An 18,228-nucleotide genomic window follows, 5' to 3' on the forward strand; every position below is an offset into this window, starting at 1 on the left:
TCTCACGGGCAATGGGTCGGTGGTACGGGCCGGCCGCCCCGGTGGGACGGCCCGGCGGTCCCCGGTCCGCCGCACGGCGGCTCCTCCGCGGGCAGGTCGCGCAGTTCCTCGGGCGGCCAGCGCTCCACCCCGTGGTGTGCGCGCAGCCGGGCCCCGACGCCGACCGCCCGCCAGAGCACGTCGGTGAGCTCGTCGGTCCAGGCGTCCGGCCAGTCCCGGGCCGGCACCGGGCCGGCCGCGTCCAGGACGGCACCGCACAGGCAGGGGCGCAGCTCCAGCGCCGAGGTCTCGGCGGGCGCGCGGCCCAGGACGGTGCCCAGCGCCAGCCCGTAGCGGACCACCTCGGTGAGCGGCAGGACCCGCTCGCGCTCGGCGGGCGGCGGCCGGTCGGTGATCGCCACGAACGCCGCGGCCGGGGCCGCACCCGGCCAGTTCCGGCCGGACCGGGCCATGTACCGGCTCCAGGACGCCCGCCGCCAGGTGCCGGCGGCAGGGTCCCACAGCGAGATCCGGGCCCGTCCGGCGTGCAGGCGCGGCAGCACCTCGGGCAGCGGGCTGACCCGGTCGGCGAGCGGGCCGCCGAACGGCCGCTCGGACGGCCCGGCGCACACCTCGGCCGAGGGCCGGGGCGGAGCGCCGGGCGCGGCCCGGAGGGTGGCCAGGCCGCCGGCGTGGACCAGCGTGTCCAGCCGGTGCCGCCGGGCGAACTCCGACAGCAGGCCGTCGGGGGAGCCGCCCGCGGCCAGCGCCGCGTCCGCGAAGCCGGAGAACGCGAGCGCCAGGTCGGACGGCAGCAGGACGGCGGTCGGCGGCAGGCAGTCCTGCGGCACTGCGGCGGCCCAGCCGCAGCCGCGCAGCGCCGCCAGCCGGGCCGCACCCGCGTTCCACGAGTCGGGCTCCACGTGCAGCGCGAGGGCGGAGCGCGGGTGTCCGGCCACCGCCCGGGCGAGTTCGGCGGTGAACGCGGGTGCCAGCTCGGCGGTGTCCCGGACCACCAGGTGGTGCGTCGAACCGGTCGTGGCCGCGGCCCGCCAGGCCCGGACGGGGACGCTCGCCGGGTCGCCGCGGACCACCCGGACCGGACCGAGTCCGCGCAGCCGGGCGGTCAGCGCTGCCACCGCCTCCGGGCGGGCCGTCCCGCCCGCCACCGCCACGCTGACGACGGGCGTCACGGCGCGGTGCGGGCCGGGGTCGCACCGACCGGGACGGGGTCGGCCAGTTCCCGGGTCCGTTCGGCCAGCACGGCCAACTGCCGCCCGCTCAGGTCGTCGAACGGCAGGTGGAGGACCAGCCGTTCGAGACCGTCCCGGACGTACCGCTCCAGCAGCGGGCCGAGCAGCCGGGCGCCGACCTCGACCACCGTGATCCGGCCCAGGTCGCGCACCCCGACCGGCCGGTCCCGGTCCGCGGTGCTGACCGCGAGGCTGAGCTGCATGGTGCGGGGCAGTGCGGCGGCCCCGGCGGAGGGCGGGCCGCCCGCGTCGGACAGCCGCTCCGGCGCCAGGCCGGGCACCATCAGGCCGTCCAGGTAAGGCCCGAGCGCGGACAGCACGCCCGGGTCGCCGCTGGCCAGCAGCAGCGGCGGGGCCTGGAAGCCGGGGGGCTTCTCGAACCGCACAGTGTCGGGCAGGCCGCGGCCGTCCCGGCGCAGCACGTCGTCCAGGGTACGCACGGTCTCCAGCAGGTTCTGCCGCCGGGTCTGCGGGTCCAGTCCGTACAGCGCGTTGACGTTGGCCCGGGAGCCCGCACCGATCCCCAGGACCAGCCGGTTGCCGGAAAGCTGCTGGAGCATCACCACCGAGCGGGCCATGCTCAGCGGGTGCCGGTAGCCGGCGCACAGGATCGCGGTGCCGAACTCCTCGAAGGGCAGTCCGGTGCCCATCGCGTGGGCCAGGTCGGCGACCGGGTCGCCGGCCACCGCGCGGTCCGCGCCGTCGTTCTCGGTCAGCGTGACGTCGCGGGTCCACACCCCGGTGAAGCCGAGCTCCGCCGCCTCGTACAGGTGGCGCCGACCGTGCTGCCAGGGGTCGTCGTACAGCGGGAGCAGGATGCCGGTCCTCACCGCGACCACCCGCCCGACCCGACCGACCCGGTGGGTACCGCGGACACCCGCAGGTCGGGTCCGACCCGCTCGGCGGACCGGAACTCCCAGCGCAGCGCCCCGGCGATGCTCCCGATGCCGAGGTCGCCGAGCGGAGCGGGCCCGGCGCCGAGCAGCGCGGGCGCCAAGTGGCCCACCGCCTCGTCCACGCACCCGGCGGCCAGGAGCCGGGCCGCGGTGCGCGGACCGCCCTCGACCAGTACCGAGCGGACGCCCAGGCCGAGCAGGGCGGACAGCAGCGCCCGCGGGTCGACCTGCCCGGCGGAGGACCCGACGGGCAGCAGGTCCGCACCGGGCGGTGCGGCGGCGGTCGCGAACCGCTCCGGCACGGCCAGCACGGTCCGCGCCGACCCGTCGAACACCCGCGCCGTCGCGGGCAGCCGGGCCGGGTCGGAGGCCACCACCACCCGCACCGGGGCGGGGCCGGCCACCCCGTGCCGCACCCCCAGGTGCGGGTCATCGGCGCGGACCGTGCCCGCCCCGACCAGCACCGCGTCGTGCCGGGCCCGCAGCAGGTGGGCCTCGGAGCGAGCCGCCCCGGAGGTGATCCAGCGCGAGCTGCCGTCCGCGGCGGCGATCCGGCCGTCCAGGGTCGCCCCGAACTTCCAGGTCACCCAGGGCCGGAGCCGGGTGGCGCCGGTCAGCCAGTAGCGGTTCGCCCACGCCGCCTCGGCGGCCAGCAGCCCGCCCTCGACGGCGACCCCGGCGGCGGCCAGCGCCGCCGCTCCGCCCGCGGCCGACGGCGTCGGGTCGGCCACCGCATACACCACCCGGGCCACCCCGGCAGCCCGCAGCGCCTCGGCGCACGGGCCCGTGCGGCCGGTGTGGGCGCACGGTTCGAGGGTCACCACGGCGGTGCCGCCGCGGGCCCGGGGACCGGCCGCGGCCAGGGCCACCACCTCGGCGTGGGGCTCGCCGTCGCGCAGGTGCGACCCCTCGCCGGCCACCCTCAGCCGCTCGTCCAGGACGACGCAGCCCACCGTGGGATTGGTGCCGGTCCGTCCCAGCCGCTCGGCGGCGAGCTCCACGGCCCGCCGCATGGCGCTCTGCTCGGCCCGCTCGCGCACGGCCTACACCCCCGCCGGGGCGCGGAACGCCGCGCCCAGCCGCAGCAGTTCACCTGCGACCAGGATGCACCGGTCGGCCAGTTCGGCATCCGGTCCGGTCGGCGCACCGCCGACCGAGTGGAAGTCGTCGGGACAGCCGGCGACCTGGGTGGGCACCACCCAGGCGCCCATCGCCCGTGCCACCGTGCGCAGTTGGTCGCACACCACGTTGCCGGTGCGCGGCCCGCTGCCGTGCGCGGCGACTGCGACCGGCTTGTCGGCGAACGCGTCGCCCGGCAGCCGGTCCAGCACCGCCTTGAGCAGTGCCGAGTAGCCGCCGTGGTAGACCGGAGAGACCAGCACCACCGCCTCCGCCCGGGCGATGCGCTCGCGCAGCCCCGCCTGGTCGGCCGCTGCGGGGTCCCCGGCGGGCACCGTCTCGGTGTCCGCCCCGGCCGACTCCAGCGCGTCGGCGATCGCCCGGGAGAGCGCCGCCGTGTAGGAGTCCACACGCTCGCTGCCCATCAGTATCAGTGTTCCCATGCCGTCCTCCTGGTCGTCCTGGTCGTCCTGCTCGGGTGCGGGTCAGCTCGCGGACCGGCCTGTCGGGCCGCCGAGCGCCAGCGTGTGGCGGGTCACCCTGACCTTGGTCTCCAGGTAGGAGCGGTTGTCCTCGGTGACGAACACCCCGGTCGGCACCACCGCGGCCACCTCGATCCCGTAGCGGGCGAGTTGGGCGGCCTTCTCCGGGTTGTTGGTCAGCAGCCGCACCCGCGTCAGGCCGAGCAGCCGGAGCATCTCGGCGGCGGCCCGGTAGTCCCGGGAGTCCGGGGCGAGCTGCAGTTCCTCGTTGGCCGCGTAGGTGTCGAACCCGGCGTCCTGCAGCAGGTAGGCGTCCAGCTTGTTGTACAGGCCGATGCCGCGGCCCTCCTGCCGCAGATACAGCACGCAGCCGCCGACCGCGCCGATCCGGCGCACCGCCTCGTGCAACTGCGGGCCGCAGTCGCAGCGCGCCGAGCCCAGCACGTCGCCGGTCAGGCACTCGGAGTGCAGCCGCACCAGCGGCACGGGATCCGGGTCGGGGCGGTCCTCGCCGAGGGTGATCGCGAGGTGCTCACCGGGGTCGCTCAGGCCGTGGAAGGTGTGCAGCCGGGCGGCGACCGTGTCGCCGCCGTTCAGGTGGATCGGCACGGGCACGGTCGCCCGGATCCGCGCGGGCACCGTCCCGGTGCCTGCCCCGGCCGCGGCTCCCGTCCCGGTTTCGGGCATCGTCTCGACTACGGACATCGCTCGTCCTCTCTCCCGCCGGCCAGCGGCGGATGCTCCGGCAGGGTTTCGGTCAACGGCAGGTGGAGGTGACGGCGTCCCACATCAGGCTCGCCGGGCAGGCCGCCGCGCTGTTCGGCAGGTCGTCGGCCGCCTGCACGGGGCCGCCGAGGAAGAGGACCGCGGCCGCGGCCGCGGCGAGAATCCCGGCGGTCCAGGAGGGCGTTCTGGTCTTCGGCATGAAATTCTCCAAGGAATTCTTGAGCGTTCGGAAAGGATGTCCGGAAATTCCGGCGGTTCCACGCTCCGGGGAAGTTCCGGATTCGCTCGACGGCTAACTGTCCCTCGGAGGGAAAGGCTTCCGCCACCGAAGCCGGTGGCCGGACCCTGCCATGCCTGATCCGGACAGGAGCAGGCCGGGCGGGCGTCGACATGCCCCGGGAAACCCGGTCCGCCGGAGTTGTCGCGGTCCGCGCAGCTCGTGCCGGAACCGGACAGGATGGCCGGATAGGCCGCACGGTCCGCCGTTTCCGCACGATTTTCCGACGGCCGGGAATTTCCGGCCGCGCATTGCGCTCAATGGGCCCGGCTAGGGTGAGGAAATGACCAGCGCACCGAACGGCCGAGTAGCCGCTCCCGCCCTGTCCGACCCGCCGACCACCCTGCTCCTGCTGCGCCACGGCGAGACCGCACTGACCCCGGACCGGAGGTTCTCCGGCAGCGGCGGTACCGACCCCGCGCTCTCCGCCGCCGGCCTCGACCAGGCCGCGCGGGCGGGCGCCTCCGCCCTGCTCACCGAGGCCCCCGTGCACGCCGTGATCAGCTCCCCGCTGCGGCGCTGCCGGCAGACCGCGCAGGCCGCGGCCGAACGGCTCGGGCTGGGCGTGCGGATCGAGGACGGGCTGCGGGAGGCCGACTTCGGGGACTGGGAGGGCCTCACCCTGGACGAGGTCCGGGCCCGCCACCCCGCGGACCTGCGGGCCTGGCAGGAGTCGGGGGCGGCACCCACCGGTGCCGTCGAGTCGCTCGCCCAGGTCGCCGAGCGGACCGCCGCGACCCGCGACGCCCTGCTGGCCCGCCACCCGGGCCGCCGCCTGCTGCTGGTCAGCCACGTCACACCGATCAAGACCCTGATGGCGGGGGCGCTGGGCGCCCCCGCCGGGGCGGTGCACGCGATGTACCTGTCCCCGGCGTCCTTCTCCGCCCTGGTGCACACCGGTCCGCGCACCGCCATGCACCTCTACAACGACACCTCCCACCTGCGGTGATCGCAACCGTCCGCGGTCGAACCGACCCCGGGCCGCTGGCCGGATCAGGCACGGCCGGGTCCGGCCAGCCCGGACCGTGGCGGCCCGGGGGACGGACCGGCGAGAGTGAGGCGGTCGGCGAACCGGCCCGTCCGCGCCGCCGCCCGGACGGGCCCGCACGCCCACCGCCCACCGCCCCAGCGACGGAGAGGAAGCCATGGCCAACATCGTCTTCGCCCACCAGGTGCCCGACGCGGCAGCGGAGTTCCTCTCCGTACTGGACCGGGCCGACGAACCGGCAGCGGTCGTCCTCACCGGGGACGGGTGGCGGTACGTCGAACTGCCCGCCGCCGACGCGGCCACCCGCGTCCGCCACCTCGCCCGGGCCTGCACCCGGCCCGGACCGGCCGCGACCTGGTCGCCCGGACAGGTCTCGTCCGACGACACCCACTGGGCCCACAACCCCGCCGACTGGCGCGCGGAGCAGGCCCGTTCGGGACTCGCCGCCGCCCAGGCCGCGGCCGCTGCCGCTGCCGGACCGGTCCGCCACAGCCTCGGCCACGCCGGGCACTCGCAGTTCCTGATCGACGAGGCGCACCCGCTGACCGAGCGCCAACTGCGGTCAAAACTAGCCCTGTTGGCGGACCTCAAATCCGGAGCGCTGCCGTCCGCCACTGCCGGACGCGACCACCTCACCCAATCCGCGCCGTCCTGCGAGAGCTTCCTGCATCTCGACCGCGAGCGCGCCGAGCACCTCTACTACCTCGTCTACAGCCCCGATCCGCTGGTCGAGGTGCCCCGCGACCCCTGGGACTTCGCCCGCTCCCCCTACGAGCGGGAGCGGATGACCGCCACCCGCGACTGGGTGCGCGCCGCGCTGCCGCACCCCGGGGCCAGCGTGGTGGAGGCCGGCGCGTGCGAGGGTGCGCTGAGCGAACTGCTCTGCGAGGCCGGCCTGAACGTCACCGCCACCGAACCCGCCGACGACTTCCGCGAACGGGCCGCCCACCGGCTCGCCGGACGAGCCACGGTGACCGCCGACACCGTCGAGGACCTCGCCCGGACCACCCGGACACCCGCCGACGCCTACCTGCTCGCCGAAGTTCTCTACTACCTCGACGACCCCGCCGTGACCGAGTCGCTGGCCACCGACCTGCTGCTGGTCACCGCACCGCGCGAACTCCTCGAAACCAAACTGCGCCCCTACTTCGAGGGCCCCGGCGCTGCCTGCTGGCGGATCGAGTCCGAGCACGAACTGCTCGGCGCCCGTCTGGACTTCCTGGTCGACGGCCTGATGTACCAGCGCAAGCGCGGCAGCGTCGGCCTGGTGTGCCGCCGCCGCGCCCGGGCCGCCCGCTGACCGGCGGCCGCCGCCTGCCTCCCGTCCGCCGCTGCTGTCCGCCGCCCGTCGATCGTCCCGGTCCCCGACCGGCCCCGTCCCGCTCCCACCGCCTTCCGGAGCCCCTCATGACCACCACCGCACCCGCCGGACTCCGCACCGTCACCTGGGAACTGACCCCCGAGAACGACGTCCCCCCGGAGCTGCACCACCAGATGAACGCCCTGCTGCGGGAGTCCTTCCCGTACACCACCGAGCAGTTCCGCGACGGCCGCAGTTGGGCGGGTGCCCGGCCGGAGCGCCGGCTGATCGGCCGGATCGACGGCCGCCCGGTCGCCCACACCGGCCTGCTGCGCCGCTTCCTGCGCGTCGGCGGAACGGACCAACTGGTCGGCGAGGTCGGCCTGGTGGCCGTCCACCCCGCACTCCAGGGCACCGGCGTCGGCCGGGAGATGGCCGACCGCACCCAGGCCGCCCTGGCCGCCCTCCGGATTCCGTTCGGCTACCTCAACTGCCACACCAGCGTGCTCGGTTACTACCTCTCGGTGGGCTGGACGGCACTCGACGGCACCGACACCCGGCACTACGAGCCGGACGACGAACTCACCGCCCTGGTCACCACCGCCCGGCCGATGGTCCTCCCGGTCACCGCCGCCCTCACCGCCTGGCCGACGGGCACCCGAATCGAACGCGACGGCATCGAACTCTGAAGCGGGGAACCCCATGACGCACCGCCACCGACCGCCCGGCCGCCCCACCGGGGCGGCCGGACGATGACACCGACCACCGCCCCGCCGACCGGCTCGGCCCTCGGGTCACCGATCGCACCGGCCGCCGGCCGTCGTCCGGTCGTCATCAGCGTCGCCGTGATGACCCACCCGGAACGCCTCGGACACGCCCGCGCCCTCGCCGCCGCGCTCCCGCGATGGCCCGCCGCGGTCGCCGTCGACCCGCACCCCGACGGGCCGCCCACCACGTTGCGCGCCGCCCGCGCGGCCTGGGCGGCGATGCCCGCCGACGCCACCCACCACCTGGTCCTCCAGGACGACGTCGCCCTCTGCCGCGACTTCGCCGCCCGCCTCGACGCCGCCGTGGCCGCCCACCCGGACCGCCCGCTCGCCCTCTACGCCAACTGGAACGCCTGGAACGGTGCGGCGACCCGGGCCGCCGCCCTGGCCGGAGCCGGCTGGGCACCGGCCGTCCCGGGTGAGTGGACCCCCTCGCTGGCCCTGCTCCTGCCGCGCGCCGACGTGCTCGCCCTGCTCGCGGCGGTTCCTGCCGACAGTGCCGAGACCGCCCCGGACGATGTCGTACTGCAGCGCGAACTCGCCTTCCGGGGCCGCCGGGTGCTGATCTCGGTGCCCCACCTGGTGGAGCACCTCGGCGACCGGAGCCTGGTCGGCAACGACACCCACGGCCCCCGCCACTCGGCCTGCTTCGCGGACCACGCCGAACCCGCGGGAGCCGGAACGGCGGCCTCGCCCCCTGCCTCGGCCCGGCCCCCGGCGTGGCAGCCGTGGGAGTCCTCGCCGTACCCCGCCGCCCTGCTGGTGCACCTGCACCGCGGCGAGGCGCACGCGGTGCTCCCCCACCCCGACGGGCCGCGCCACCTGCCGGTGCGGGAGTACCTGCGCGGCACGGGGCTGGCGCACGACGCCGCGGCCCGCCGCGAACAGGCCGGACGACTCCCCGGACAGCCCGTCGAGTACCCCAGCCTGCGCACCGAACTCTGGTACGCGGGCTACCTGTTGGGGGTGTCCGCGCCCCCGGACGGCCCGACCGCGGACGACCCGCTCGTCCGGGCCGGCCTGCGCACCCTGGCCCTCGGCGGCACCAACAGCCTCGGGCCGGTGCACCGCTGGGCGGTCCGCCACGCCGACCGGCTGACCGACCTGGTCGCGGACGGCGTCGAGGCCGGCCGCACCCGCAGGCGCCGGTACGGCCCGCCGGCCGCCCTCGACCCGTCCGGCCCGATCCCGGCACCGGCCGAACGGATCTGGCTCCGCAGGCCCGACGCGGAGGACCTCACGTGACGATCCGACGCCTGGTGTTCTCCCCGCACGCCGATGACGCCGTGCTGTCCTGCTACGGCGCCCTCGGTCCGGGGAGCGCGGTGGTGACCGTGTTCGCCGGGGTGCCCGAGGACCCGGGGCTGCTCACCGACTGGGACCGCGCGCTCGGTGCCGCCGGCTCGCGCGAACTGGCCCTGGAACGCCGTGCGGAGGACCTCCGGTCCTTCGCCCCGCTCGGCCTCGTCCCGGAACAGTGGCCCTACCTGGACGGGCAGTACCGGCCGGGCGAGACCCCCCGGCAGCTGTCGGCCGACCTGGCGGCCCGCGTCCGGGCCGGGTCACCGGTCGGAGCGGACGCGGACCCGGCCCGGGAGGTCTGGCTGCCCGCCGGGCTGCTCGGCCACCCCGACCACGTACTGGTCCGGGACGCCGGCCTGGCGGCGTGCGCGGAACTCGCGGACGAGGGGCCGTCGCCCCGGGTGGTGCTGTACGCCGAGTACCCGTACCAGCTGTTCCAGATCAGCAACCACCTGCGGGCGGCCGGCACCCGGGACGGGTTCGCCTGGACCAACGACCGCCCGGAACCGCTCGCCGCCTGGGCCGCCGAGCAGTTCCCCCGGGCCACCGCGGGGCGGCACCGGGCCGGGGAGACCCGGCTCCCGGAGAGCACCGCCGTCGCCAAGGCGGCGGCGATCCGCACCCACGCCACCCAGGTCGACGTGATGGACCGCCAAGTGCGCGGCCAACTGCTGAACCCCTCGAACCTGGAGCTGGAGTACTGGTGGCCGCTGCACGGAGCCCGGGCGGCGCTGTCGGACCTGGCCGCGTCCGCACCCGCACTAGCGCCAGCGGGCGCCTCGTCGGCCGGAGCACGGAACGGCGGCGGCCGGTGAGCCTGTCCCCCGCCGACGTGACCGACCCGCAGCACCCCGGGGCGGTCGGTGACGCGCCGGACACCCGGGCCGCCCGGCTGCGGCGGCGCCTCGGCCTTCCCGCGCTCGCCGGCCAGGGGCGGATCGTCGCCGCCACCGTGCTCGACGCGTTCGGCGTCGGGATGTTCGTCCCGCTGTCCTTCCTGTTCTTCATCCTGACCACCGACCTGACGATCGCCCAGGTCGGCCTGGGCACCAGCATCGCCACCGTGCTCTCCCTGCCCGCCGCCCCGGTGGCCGGCACGATCGTCGACCGCTGGGGCCCCCGCACCTCGCTGATCGCCAACAACCTCCTGGCCGCGGCCGGTTACCTCTGCTATCTGCTGGTGGACTCGCTGCCCTCCCTGGTTGGCAGCATGCTGGTGGTGCTCTGCGCCGAACGCCTGTACTTCGCCTCCTGGCCCGCCTTCGTCGCGGACCTGGCCGAGGGCGCGGAACTCGACCGCTGGTACGCCTTCACCACCGCGGGCACCAACGCCAGCGTGGGCATTGGCGGCGCGGCCGGAGGGCTGCTGCTGGGCAGCGGCTGGTCCGGTGCGGCCGTGTTCATCGTCGCCGTGAACGCCGCGACCAGCGTGATCGCGGCGTTCCTGCTTCTGGCCCCGCGCGGCACGAGAACGACGGCGGCTCCGACCGCACGACCGCCGGCCGCGGCGACGGCCTCCGACAGCCCACTCCCACCGGACCGGACGGGATGGTGGGACAGCTGGCGGACCCTCTTCCGGGACCGGGTGCTGCTGGCCCTGATGGCGGCGCAGACCGCCTTCGCGTTCGGCTGGCTGATCCCGACCGTGGTCCTGCCCGTCTACCTGGTCGAGGTGGACCGGCTACCCGCCTGGCTGCCGTCGACCGCCCTGACGGTGAACGCCGTCGTGATCGTGCTGGCCCAGTCCCTGGTGACGGCCAGGGTGGTGGCGTACCCCCGGGCCAGAGTGATCTCCTGGGCAGCCGTCCTGATGCTCGGCTCGATCGCCCTCCTGGCCTTCGGCGCCGCCGGTCGCGGCCCAGCCACCGTGGCGGTGGTCTACACCGCGGTCCTACTCTTCACCGCCGGCCAGATCCTGGCCGGCCCGGCCACCACCGCCATCTCGGCCACTGCCGCCCCACCCGAAGCCCGCGGCCGCTACCTCTCCCTCTTCAACCTCACCTGGGCCCTCTCCGCCATCACCGGCCCTCTCCTGGTGGGCACCCTGATCGAGCACCACCCCGCCGTCTTCTGGACCCTCCTCGCCACCCTCGTCACCACCGGCGGTCTCGGCTACCGCCTGGCCGCCCACTGGTCACCCCCCACTCCCTGACCACCCGCCCGATCCACATCACGATCAAGGGCCAGGCCCCGGGACAACCCCGGTGACCTGGCCCTTGTCGCACGTCTTGCGGCTTTGCTCGCGGAGCCCCCTGTCGGGTTCGAACCGACGACCCCCGCTTTACAAGGATTGGCGTGCTGCAAGCCGTCTGACATCGGCACCTGTCCTCTGGCCAACCTCCCAAGCCCGTGCCTCGTAGGTGCCGCGACTGACCGTCAGAGACCGCTCGATCTGGCACGGCTGTGGCACGCAGCCTCCGCGCCCAACAGAGCGGTGCTACGCTCGGATTGTCGTCAGTTGAGGCTAGGGGCAGGAGTTGTGGGTTCAAATCCCATAGCAACCTTCCTCGTACTCGTCTCGGTCGCGCTGGTCATTCGGTTCGCAGGACTCGCCCTAGGTAACACGCGAGAGGCCGGAAACATCACCTTCGACAGAGAAGAGGTCACTATGAGTAACACGCGAAAGTTTAAGGTCGTACTTAAGAGTCTGCTTGAGATGACCGGGACGATCGTAGAAGGCTCTGCAGCTGGCATGCTGCTCCCCGCCTGAGCTGACGAACAGGTGGCCCCGAAGTTCGCGCTTCGGGGCCATTTTGCGTTCAAAGCTGCCGCCAGCAGGCTTCTTGCCGAGCGGGATGGTCCCCTCCTCGATCGGGCAGCTTCGCCGCACCCGGGTTCTCCAGGGGCCGCCAAGGCTCACGTCCGTGACGCTTGCGCTCGGCCTTGGCGGCCCCTGGAGGTTCCGGGTACGCCCTTGGGTGTCCGGTCGAGGAGGGGACCGTCCCGCGCCCCACACCGATCACCACGACGAAGGTGCACCTTCGATCCCGCCGGCTTCCCCCTCCGAGGAGGGCCGGGGTTTGGGGCAGAGCCCCAAGGGCTTCACTGCGCGATCGCTACAGTTGCGCGCCCGGCGGAGCCGGGCCGGGAGCGGGGCGGAGACAGGAGCGTCCGGCCCGGCGGTGAGCCGGGACGCGCGCGGCGAGCGGTAGCGAGCCGCCTTGAACCCGTAGAGAAGGTTTTTACTCACTCACACCCGGGCGTCAGCTCGTTCAGCGAGATCGCGAAGTTCCGGCGTCGCCGACCGGCCTGCGACCATCAGCAGTTCACGAATCGTGGCCCGTGCCGTGACATGGGTGTGGATCAGGTCCGGCGACAGCTCCTCCGCCCGGAGCAAGGCACCCAGGGCTTCACCGAGTTGCCGGCGCTGCGTGTAGGCCCGGCCAAGATCGAGAAGGAGCCGTGCCTGCCGCTCGGCAGAGAGTCCCGATGCGTCGATCCGCGTGCCGACATCGAGGGCTTCGCCCGCGTCGCCAAGGTCAACGGCGATCGAAACAGTTTGGATCTCGACGTTGGTGGGGCCGAACTCCAAGTTGAAGTCGTTGCGGTCCTCGCCCAACCTGCGAGCGATCTTCCTGGCACGGTCGAGTTCTTGGCGGGCCCTCGGGCGGTCACCGGAGCGCGCGTTGGACAGTGCCAGCACCAAGTGTAGGGAGCCCGTGACCGACAGAGCCTCGGGGGACGGGTCGCCCTCACGGAGGTGCTGCTCCAGCGCGTGGAGAGCGGTCGTAGCCGAGTGGTCCGCCTGGTCGTAGTGCTTCAGCCGCACGAATGCCTGCGCGAGCCGGAAGACGCCGGCGAACACCTCCAAGGGCCGGCCGGACTCTTCGGCCGCACGAATCGAACGGTCCGCAGCGATCCAGGCGGCGTCTCCCTCGTCCTGCCGCACGAAGGCCGCCGACAACGCCTGGTAGGTCCGGCTGAGCTGCTCCCACATCCGGGGGCGTTGGTCAACGGGTGCCGTCCGAGCGGCGCGCTCGATCCTCGGCAGCAACGAACCAAGGGCCTTGCTGAGTTCAGCGAACTGGTTGCTGTGGGTCAGTTCCCACACTCGGTCAACCGCAGCTTGCAGCTCTGCCGCGGTGACCGGGGCCTCGGTGGGGTCCGTCACCAGCAGCACCTCGGGCACCGGATGACCCGAGATCAGGAGACGGGCCTGGTCGAGGTCGTTCGGCTCCTCCGTGGCGGGCACAGCCACAGCAGCGACGGGCGCCGGCGCATCCGGACGAAGGACTTGGAGCGACACGCCCAGGCCGTCAGCGAGCATGCGGAGGACGTCTAGCCGGTTCACCGGCTGAATGCCGCGCTCGACCTGCGAGAGCCAACTAGCCGTCCTGCCGATCTCGGCAGCGAGCTGCTTCTGCGTCAGCCCGCGTGCCTCGCGCAGCTCGGCCACCCGCACCCCGAAGGCGCGTCGCTCCTCGGGCGTCATTCCGCCACCGGCCCCTTCCCTGCCGTGGCGGACAGGAACGTCACGTCTACGCCGGACAGGTACTGCTCGCGCTGGGCAAGGAAGTGCTTGGTGTGGGGCTGCTGCTCGTGCTGGTCGAAGGCATCCCGGTCCGCGTACAGCTCATAGAACACCCGGACGTTCGGCTCCTCCGGAACCGCGTGGACGACGTAGGCGAGCGTCCCGGGCTCCAGAGCCTTGATGCCCGCGAGCGTCTGCTCGACCAAGTCGTCGAAGGCCGCAGCAGCCGCATCGTCACGCAGCTCGAAGCGGACCACCAGACCGAAACCGCTGGTCATGTTCCCTCCTCCTGCTTCTGTCTTCGCGCGAAGTTCGCGCGAACCCCAGGCTCGCAGAAGTTGCGCTTCACAGCTACTCGCAGAACTTCTTGACTCACAGAAAAACTGCGCCTACTTTCATAGAGAAGCTGCTACTCGGCGCACGGGCGCCGGAGCTGACTCAAGGAGTAGGCCCATGGCCACTTTCAAGATCGACCTCTCGACCGCGTTCGTGTTCGTGGTCATCCCGCCGGCGCTCAAGCTGGTGAGCAAGCAGACCGGTGAGGTGGCGATCGACCGGGAGACCGGCGCGAAGCTCCTGACGGTGGGGCTGACGATCGCCGACGACGGCGAGGCGAACCTCTACAACGTGACCGTGCCGGAGACCGGCATCTCCGAGGGGCTGGCGGTCGGCATGCCGGTCGCGGTGACCGGGCTCAAGGCGCGCGACTGGGAAAACGAGTTCAACGGCCAGAAGCGGCACGGGATCTCGTTCCGCGCGATGGCGATCACGTCCCTCGCCCCGGCTCCCGTGAAGGCGTGAGCGCAATGTCCGAGCTGCTGACGCTGGCCGAGGTGGGTGGCCCGCTGGCTGCTGTCGCCGGCGGTGTGGGGTACGCGCGGGCCAAGGCTCCGGCCCTCTACTGGTCGGCGATCGGTCTGCCGGTCACGGCGGCCCGGTTCTCCGCCACCTACGGCAGCACGATGGACGCCTGCGGCCTGACGGTCGAGCCGTCCCGGCTGCGGGTGCTGATCACCCGGGCGACTACCCGGCGGGAGATCCGTCCCGTTCCGCCGAAGATCCGGCGGGTTCGGCCGACTTCGACGGGCCTGCGGGTCCGGCTGCGGCTGGCTCCCGGACAGGAACCGGCGGACGTGGCGGCCTCGGCGGAGCGTCTGCGGCACGCCTGGGGTGTTCACGCCGTGCACGTCTCGGTGGTGAAGCCCGGTGTGATCGAGCTGCGGATGACGGGCTTCGACGTGCTCCGCAGGGTGCGGATGCCGCGACGGCTGCCGACCGGTGAGCTGCTGGTCCCGGTGGCTCTGCGGGAGGACGGCACTGCCTTCGTCCGGAACTATCGGGCGGTGCCGCACTGCCTGACCCTGGGTGCGACGCTCACCGGCAAGTCGGTGTACCAGCGCAACCTGATCACCAGGCTGGCCCGGCTAGGCGTGGCGCTCGTCGGGATCGACTGCAAGTTCGGTGTCGAGCTGGCCCCGTTCGCGCCCCGCCTGTCGGCTCTGGCCACGGACTCATGTCAGGCAAGTTCCCTGCTCGACAAGCTTGTTGACGAGATGGAAGCGCGTTACGGCCTGATCCGCAGCCACCAGGGCATTCCGGGCTCGGTGCCGGACGACGAGATCACGTCGGATATCTGGGGCCTGCCCGCCGAGATCCGGCCCGTTCCGCTGGTGCTCATCGTGGACGAGATCGCCGAGCTGTTTCTCGTCGCCACCCGCAAGGACGAAGAGCGGCGCGACCACATGGTCACCCAGTTGATCCGCCTCGCCCAACTCGGCCGCGCCGCAGGAATGTTCGTGGAAGCCTGCGGTCAGCGTTTCGGCTCCGAGCTGGGCAAGGGCGCCACCATGCTGCGCGCTCAACTCACCGGCCGGGTGGTGCACCGGGTCAACGACGTGGAGACCGCGCGGATGGGCCTGGCGGACATCTCGCCCGAGGCGGTGCTCGCCGCTACGCAGATCGTCCCGGAGATGCCCGGTGTCGCGGTGGCCGGTGACTCCTCCGGCGGCTGGTCCCGCATCCGTACCCCGCACATGTCCCTCGCGGACGCTGCCCGGATCTGCCGGGAGACTGCTCGTCTGGCGCCCGAACTGCCCTCGCTGGCCGCGTTCCGCCCCTACGTCCCGCCGGTGAACACCCCGGCCGACGGTCCCTCGCTGGTCAAGCCCCGTCCCGTCACCGGCTGAACTCCTCCTCTCGTCCGGTCGGTGCGACCGCACCCGCGCCACTTCCCTACCCCGCCATGCCCGAATCCGGAAGGACCGTGCCCCATGGCCGCCAGGAAGACCGCCCGCACCAAGCCCGCACTGCCCAAGTGCTCTGCCTGCGCCGGTGACGGCTGGGTCCGCGAGACCCACACCGTCGGCCGGGGCCGGAAATCCCGCCCGGCCGGTGAGGTCGAGGTCCTGTGCCCGACCTGCCTCGGCTCCGGCACCGCCGCGTAGCTGCCCGAACCGCCGAGACCGGGCGGCCGGCCGCAGCGCCCCGCCCGGCCCCGGCCCAACCACCGGAAGGAGGACCGACCGATGCGACTGCCCCGCACGGACCCGGTACTCGTCCAAGCCGCCATCGCCGGCGCCCTGTCCTTCGCCCACCTCCACGACCTCGCCCAGGCCGCCGGACAGCACGGCTGGAAGGCATGGGCCTACCCCGTCTCGGTTGACCTGCTCCTGGTCGCCGCCTGGCACCGCATGCGCGTCCTGCGGGCCGTCGGCGCCCCGGCCCCGGCCGCCTGGACCTGGTTCGGCACCGCCCTGACCGCTTCGCTCGGGGCCAACGTCGCCACCGCCGGGCTCCTCGACCTCGACCAGGTCCCGGCCTGGCTGCGCATCCTGGTCGCCGGCTGGCCCGCCCTCGCGTTCTTCGGCGGCACCCTGCTCGCCCACGGCTCCGCCGATGCCGGTCACTCGGCCGAACCCGAGGAAGAATCCGAACTCCCGCTCTACGAAACCGAGATCGCACCGCCCGCCCCTACGGCCGACCCGGGTCCCGAACCTGTTGAAGCGGCCGAACCGGTGCCCGCGCTCCTGCCCGCCGCGCCTCCGGCGGCTCCGCCCGTGGCAGTTCCCGCCGCGCTGGTGGAGCACGCCCGAAAGATCGCCGACGACCACCGGACCCGAACCGGTGCCCCGATCGACTCGGACACCCTTCGCGTCCGCCTCGGCGTCCCGCCGCACTTCGCCGACGCCATCACCGCCCAACTCGCCTGAGAAGGAAGGGAGATCAGCCATGTCCCGCCCGATCCGCCTGCGCAACGTGTTCCGCATCGGCCCCGTCCAGGTCGGCACCTACTTCGACAACCGCGGCCGCGAGAAGCACACCGCCGCCTGCACCGCCCCGCGCTGCGGCTTCTCCGCCGACTACGACTCCCGCGCCGCCGCCGAGATCGCCGCCCGCACCCACCGCTGCACCGTCCGCTGACAGGAGACCCGCCATGAACATCACCCTTCCCCTGGTCGTCGTCCTCGGCGCCGGCGTCTGGACCGCCGTCAAGCTCCTCGGCATCCGTCTGTGGGTCGCCGCCCTCATCGCCCTCTTCGGCTTCTACCTGGCCGGGACCTTCCTCGCCCCCGTGATCGACCAGACCACCCGCTCCGGCGTCAACGCCGTCACCCAGAAGTGACAGGAGGCTCCGCCATGCCCACCACCGTCTTCACCCCCGGCCCGCTGGTCCTCACCCCGGACGCCTCCGGCCTGGTCGCCGAGATCGAGGCGTACCTGGCCACCTTCCCCGCCCCGGCCCGGGTCCTCGCCCCGTACGTCTGCCCGCTCGGCAGCGCCGTGCAGCCCTGGAACGCCGGCTTCCCGCTGCTCCGTCCGACGCTCCTCGACCGGATCGCCCACCGCCCGGCCCGGCCGACCCCGGTGACCGTCGCCGATCACCTGCGGTTGACCTCTCGCTACCTCAACGCGTTCGGCTGGGTGCAGGGCGCCCTGTGGGACTCCGCCGGCCGGGTCTGCCTCCTGGGTGCACAGGCCGCTGTCCTGGCCCATGGTTACGGCACCCCGACCACCGTCCACCGCGCCCGCCACCAGGTGATGGAAGTCCTGCACGCCACCGGTCGGCCCGTCGCCTCCCCGGACGTGTTCAACGACGCCCGGACGACCCGCCAGGCGGACGTGCACCACCTGCTCGACCGGGCCAGCGCCCGCGCCCTGTCCCTCGGTATCTGAGCGGCTTCCGGGGCGGTCACAAGCCGCCAAGCATCGCACCGCCCCGGAAGCCGACGCCCTTCCAACCCGCAGCCCAAGACCACGACCAGAAGGAGAGCTTCATCATGCCCCAGCACAGCCCCGCCTCGGCCCGCCTCTGCGGCAACTGCTCCGGCTTCGCCAGTGTCGCCATCGCCACCGGCCTGCGCCGGCCCGACGGCTCCCGCGACACCGCCCCGGTCACCTGCCCGACCTGCCAGGGCACCGGCACGGTCCCGACCCCGGCCCGACGCGCCCTCACCACCACCCGGCGCTGACCGCCGTGGGCACCCGCTTCGACTGGTCCGACAAGAAGCACTGGTCCCCACGCGCCGAACCCTGCGGCATCTGCGAGAAGCCGACCAACCTCCGCTCCGACCGCGGCAAGCCCGCCCACAAGGTCTGCGCGGAGACCTGGACCGATCAGCACGCCAAGCCTGCCCAGCAGTCCTGACCGCACGGCCCGGAGCCATCCAG

23 protein-coding genes are annotated in these 18,228 nt (G+C 73.7%); 15 read left to right on the forward strand and 8 right to left on the reverse strand.

Annotated features, from left to right (window positions below; translation table 11 throughout):
* Positions 1-2: 2 nt before the first annotated feature.
* From ACIQVD_RS24650 to ACIQVD_RS24675, 6 genes are read right to left on the reverse strand one after another with little or no spacing between them, the layout of a single operon-like run.
* Positions 3-1,172: a hypothetical protein gene (locus tag ACIQVD_RS24650; protein WP_402291712.1), complete on the reverse strand. Its 1,170-nt coding sequence runs from the start codon at positions 1,170-1,172 to the stop codon at positions 3-5.
* Positions 1,169-2,062 (reverse strand): LLM class flavin-dependent oxidoreductase, encoded by an 894-nt coding sequence (locus ACIQVD_RS24655; RefSeq protein WP_400684084.1) that lies wholly within the window; start codon positions 2,060-2,062, stop codon positions 1,169-1,171. The genes ACIQVD_RS24650 and ACIQVD_RS24655 overlap by 4 nt, the downstream gene beginning before the upstream one ends.
* Complete coding sequence (gene ribD, locus ACIQVD_RS24660; RefSeq protein ID WP_402291713.1) at positions 2,059-3,168, reverse strand: bifunctional diaminohydroxyphosphoribosylaminopyrimidine deaminase/5-amino-6-(5-phosphoribosylamino)uracil reductase RibD; 1,110 nt, start codon at positions 3,166-3,168, stop codon at positions 2,059-2,061. Before ribD ends, ACIQVD_RS24655 begins: the two co-directional genes overlap by 4 nt.
* Before the next feature lie 3 nt (positions 3,169-3,171).
* Entirely contained in the window at positions 3,172-3,690 is a 519-nt protein-coding gene (locus ACIQVD_RS24665; protein ID WP_400684078.1) for an NADPH-dependent FMN reductase, read from the reverse strand.
* 42 nt (positions 3,691-3,732) lie between these two features.
* Positions 3,733-4,434: a GTP cyclohydrolase II gene (ribA, locus tag ACIQVD_RS24670; protein WP_402291714.1), complete on the reverse strand. Its 702-nt coding sequence runs from the start codon at positions 4,432-4,434 to the stop codon at positions 3,733-3,735.
* Positions 4,435-4,486: 52 nt separating this feature from the next.
* Entirely contained in the window at positions 4,487-4,654 is a 168-nt protein-coding gene (locus ACIQVD_RS24675) for a hypothetical protein (protein WP_402291715.1), read from the reverse strand.
* Positions 4,655-5,015: 361 nt separating this feature from the next.
* Here ACIQVD_RS24675 and ACIQVD_RS24680 point away from each other — a divergent pair, with 361 nt between their 5' ends.
* The 6 genes from ACIQVD_RS24680 to ACIQVD_RS24705 all read left to right on the forward strand — a co-directional run bounded on the left by ACIQVD_RS24680 (position 5,016) and on the right by ACIQVD_RS24705 (position 11,241).
* Complete coding sequence (locus ACIQVD_RS24680) at positions 5,016-5,681, forward strand: histidine phosphatase family protein (RefSeq protein ID WP_400684073.1); 666 nt, start codon at positions 5,016-5,018, stop codon at positions 5,679-5,681.
* Positions 5,682-5,877: 196 nt separating this feature from the next.
* Complete coding sequence (locus ACIQVD_RS24685) at positions 5,878-7,020, forward strand: class I SAM-dependent methyltransferase (protein ID WP_402291716.1); 1,143 nt, start codon at positions 5,878-5,880, stop codon at positions 7,018-7,020.
* 107 nt (positions 7,021-7,127) lie between these two features.
* Positions 7,128-7,709: a GNAT family N-acetyltransferase gene (locus ACIQVD_RS24690; protein WP_402291717.1), complete on the forward strand. Its 582-nt coding sequence runs from the start codon at positions 7,128-7,130 to the stop codon at positions 7,707-7,709.
* A gap of 159 nt (positions 7,710-7,868) precedes the next feature.
* Complete coding sequence (locus tag ACIQVD_RS24695; RefSeq protein ID WP_402291718.1) at positions 7,869-9,032, forward strand: hypothetical protein; 1,164 nt, start codon at positions 7,869-7,871, stop codon at positions 9,030-9,032.
* The gene (locus ACIQVD_RS24700; RefSeq protein WP_402291719.1) at positions 9,029-9,904 is read left to right on the forward strand and encodes a PIG-L deacetylase family protein; all 876 of its coding nucleotides are present in this window, start codon (positions 9,029-9,031) and stop codon (positions 9,902-9,904) included. The genes ACIQVD_RS24695 and ACIQVD_RS24700 overlap by 4 nt, the downstream gene beginning before the upstream one ends.
* Positions 9,901-11,241: an MFS transporter gene (locus tag ACIQVD_RS24705; protein WP_402291720.1), complete on the forward strand. Its 1,341-nt coding sequence runs from the start codon at positions 9,901-9,903 to the stop codon at positions 11,239-11,241. The genes ACIQVD_RS24700 and ACIQVD_RS24705 overlap by 4 nt, the downstream gene beginning before the upstream one ends.
* Positions 11,242-12,279: 1,038 nt before the next feature.
* On the opposite strand, the gene ACIQVD_RS24710 is transcribed toward ACIQVD_RS24705, so the two are convergent.
* On the reverse strand, positions 12,280-13,521 hold the full coding sequence (locus ACIQVD_RS24710; protein WP_402291721.1) for a helix-turn-helix domain-containing protein: 1,242 nt from the start codon (positions 13,519-13,521) through the stop codon (positions 12,280-12,282).
* Positions 13,518-13,838 carry a putative quinol monooxygenase gene (locus tag ACIQVD_RS24715; RefSeq protein ID WP_380238558.1) on the reverse strand — a complete coding sequence of 107 codons (321 nt, stop codon included), beginning with the start codon at positions 13,836-13,838 and terminating at the stop codon, positions 13,518-13,520. The genes ACIQVD_RS24710 and ACIQVD_RS24715 overlap by 4 nt, the downstream gene beginning before the upstream one ends.
* Before the next feature lie 175 nt (positions 13,839-14,013).
* On the opposite strand from ACIQVD_RS24715, the gene ACIQVD_RS24720 reads away from it, so the two are divergent.
* The 9 genes from ACIQVD_RS24720 to ACIQVD_RS24760 all read left to right on the forward strand — a co-directional run bounded on the left by ACIQVD_RS24720 (position 14,014) and on the right by ACIQVD_RS24760 (position 18,205).
* On the forward strand, positions 14,014-14,361 hold the full coding sequence (locus ACIQVD_RS24720; RefSeq protein WP_402291722.1) for a hypothetical protein: 348 nt from the start codon (positions 14,014-14,016) through the stop codon (positions 14,359-14,361).
* Between the two features lie 5 nt (positions 14,362-14,366).
* Positions 14,367-15,746 (forward strand): FtsK/SpoIIIE domain-containing protein, encoded by a 1,380-nt coding sequence (locus ACIQVD_RS24725; RefSeq protein ID WP_402291723.1) that lies wholly within the window; start codon positions 14,367-14,369, stop codon positions 15,744-15,746.
* Positions 15,747-15,830: 84 nt separating this feature from the next.
* A complete protein-coding gene (locus tag ACIQVD_RS24730) occupies positions 15,831-16,004 on the forward strand; it encodes a hypothetical protein (protein WP_162869926.1) in 174 nt (57 codons plus the stop codon).
* Between the two features lie 81 nt (positions 16,005-16,085).
* Positions 16,086-16,769 carry a DUF2637 domain-containing protein gene (locus ACIQVD_RS24735; RefSeq protein ID WP_402291724.1) on the forward strand — a complete coding sequence of 228 codons (684 nt, stop codon included), beginning with the start codon at positions 16,086-16,088 and terminating at the stop codon, positions 16,767-16,769.
* A 19-nt stretch (positions 16,770-16,788) separates the two neighbouring features.
* A complete protein-coding gene (locus tag ACIQVD_RS24740) occupies positions 16,789-16,980 on the forward strand; it encodes a mobile element transfer protein (protein ID WP_402291725.1) in 192 nt (63 codons plus the stop codon).
* 13 nt (positions 16,981-16,993) lie between these two features.
* Positions 16,994-17,182 carry a hypothetical protein gene (locus ACIQVD_RS24745; protein ID WP_402291726.1) on the forward strand — a complete coding sequence of 63 codons (189 nt, stop codon included), beginning with the start codon at positions 16,994-16,996 and terminating at the stop codon, positions 17,180-17,182.
* A 14-nt stretch (positions 17,183-17,196) separates the two neighbouring features.
* The gene (locus ACIQVD_RS24750; RefSeq protein ID WP_402291727.1) at positions 17,197-17,733 is read left to right on the forward strand and encodes a hypothetical protein; all 537 of its coding nucleotides are present in this window, start codon (positions 17,197-17,199) and stop codon (positions 17,731-17,733) included.
* A gap of 104 nt (positions 17,734-17,837) precedes the next feature.
* Entirely contained in the window at positions 17,838-18,029 is a 192-nt protein-coding gene (locus ACIQVD_RS24755) for a hypothetical protein (RefSeq protein ID WP_402291728.1), read from the forward strand.
* A gap of 5 nt (positions 18,030-18,034) precedes the next feature.
* Positions 18,035-18,205 carry a hypothetical protein gene (locus tag ACIQVD_RS24760; RefSeq protein ID WP_162869927.1) on the forward strand — a complete coding sequence of 57 codons (171 nt, stop codon included), beginning with the start codon at positions 18,035-18,037 and terminating at the stop codon, positions 18,203-18,205.
* Positions 18,206-18,228: the final 23 nt, after the last annotated feature.

The organism is Kitasatospora sp. NPDC090308, from assembly GCF_044769485.1.
Taxonomy (GTDB): domain Bacteria; phylum Actinomycetota; class Actinomycetes; order Streptomycetales; family Streptomycetaceae; genus Kitasatospora; species Kitasatospora fiedleri.

Bases quoted from the DNA above. Each gene is read 5' to 3' on its own strand.
- ACIQVD_RS24665 (WP_400684078.1), bottom strand. From the start codon at position 3,690: ATGGGAACACTGATACTGATGGGCAGCGAGCGTGTGGACTCCTACACG.
- ribA (WP_402291714.1), bottom strand. From the start codon at position 4,434: ATGTCCGTAGTCGAGACGATGCCCGAAACCGGGACGGGAGCCGCGGCC.
- ACIQVD_RS24675 (WP_402291715.1), bottom strand. From the start codon at position 4,654: ATGCCGAAGACCAGAACGCCCTCCTGGACCGCCGGGATTCTCGCCGCG.
- ACIQVD_RS24680 (WP_400684073.1), top strand. From the start codon at position 5,016: ATGACCAGCGCACCGAACGGCCGAGTAGCCGCTCCCGCCCTGTCCGAC.
- ACIQVD_RS24685 (WP_402291716.1), top strand. From the start codon at position 5,878: ATGGCCAACATCGTCTTCGCCCACCAGGTGCCCGACGCGGCAGCGGAG.
- ACIQVD_RS24690 (WP_402291717.1), top strand. From the start codon at position 7,128: ATGACCACCACCGCACCCGCCGGACTCCGCACCGTCACCTGGGAACTG.
- ACIQVD_RS24695 (WP_402291718.1), top strand. From the start codon at position 7,869: ATGACCCACCCGGAACGCCTCGGACACGCCCGCGCCCTCGCCGCCGCG.
- ACIQVD_RS24710 (WP_402291721.1), bottom strand. From the start codon at position 13,521: ATGACGCCCGAGGAGCGACGCGCCTTCGGGGTGCGGGTGGCCGAGCTG.
- ACIQVD_RS24715 (WP_380238558.1), bottom strand. From the start codon at position 13,838: ATGACCAGCGGTTTCGGTCTGGTGGTCCGCTTCGAGCTGCGTGACGAT.
- ACIQVD_RS24720 (WP_402291722.1), top strand. From the start codon at position 14,014: ATGGCCACTTTCAAGATCGACCTCTCGACCGCGTTCGTGTTCGTGGTC.
- ACIQVD_RS24725 (WP_402291723.1), top strand. From the start codon at position 14,367: ATGTCCGAGCTGCTGACGCTGGCCGAGGTGGGTGGCCCGCTGGCTGCT.
- ACIQVD_RS24730 (WP_162869926.1), top strand. From the start codon at position 15,831: ATGGCCGCCAGGAAGACCGCCCGCACCAAGCCCGCACTGCCCAAGTGC.
- ACIQVD_RS24735 (WP_402291724.1), top strand. From the start codon at position 16,086: ATGCGACTGCCCCGCACGGACCCGGTACTCGTCCAAGCCGCCATCGCC.
- ACIQVD_RS24740 (WP_402291725.1), top strand. From the start codon at position 16,789: ATGTCCCGCCCGATCCGCCTGCGCAACGTGTTCCGCATCGGCCCCGTC.
- ACIQVD_RS24745 (WP_402291726.1), top strand. From the start codon at position 16,994: ATGAACATCACCCTTCCCCTGGTCGTCGTCCTCGGCGCCGGCGTCTGG.
- ACIQVD_RS24750 (WP_402291727.1), top strand. From the start codon at position 17,197: ATGCCCACCACCGTCTTCACCCCCGGCCCGCTGGTCCTCACCCCGGAC.
- ACIQVD_RS24755 (WP_402291728.1), top strand. From the start codon at position 17,838: ATGCCCCAGCACAGCCCCGCCTCGGCCCGCCTCTGCGGCAACTGCTCC.